The organism is Paenibacillus zanthoxyli JH29, assembly GCF_000520715.1.
GTDB classification, from domain to species: Bacteria; Bacillota; Bacilli; order Paenibacillales; family Paenibacillaceae; genus Paenibacillus_AQ; species Paenibacillus_AQ zanthoxyli.
This window is the reverse complement of the sequence record NZ_ASSD01000149.1, coordinates 1-439: the sequence shown is the minus strand read 5'-3', so window position 1 is coordinate 439 and position 439 is coordinate 1. Positions and strand designations below refer to the sequence as shown.

The following is a 439-nucleotide window of genomic DNA, read 5'->3' as shown; positions in this document are numbered from 1 at the left end:
AGCCTTCCGCCAGATGTTCCGATTGAACAGCCGATGACGCCAAGTGTTCACTGCCAATGGAGGAAGGAGCAAGATGGTAACTTTGCACGCTCTCTTCTTCCAGATGGCGGGACTCGATAGAGAAGGACGCGATCTTCGAGCCGTCCACCGCTTCGTCCTGAAGCTCTGCTCCGCCTACCGCGCCGTCCGCCAACCGGTCGCTGCCGATGCTCTTGGGCGCAAGCTTATTTCCGGTAAGAGAACCGTCAGGTAGCAGCTCCGGAAAGCGCACCTCGGGCGACAGATGCTGGAGCGTAATTCCGCCCGGCACGATATGGCGGCTTTCCACCGAGCCTTCCGCCAGATGTTCCCCGCTAACGGATGAAGGGGCCAAATGCTCCGAACCGACCGTTCCTTCACCTAATTTACTGGCGGTGACGCTGCCGTCCTGAAGATGTAC

Annotated in this window: 1 pseudogene; it reads right to left on the bottom strand. The window is 59.0% G+C overall.

From position 1 onward, the window contains the following. Positions 1–439 (bottom strand): annotated as a pseudogene (locus L691_RS32525) (hypothetical protein); the annotation flags it as partial.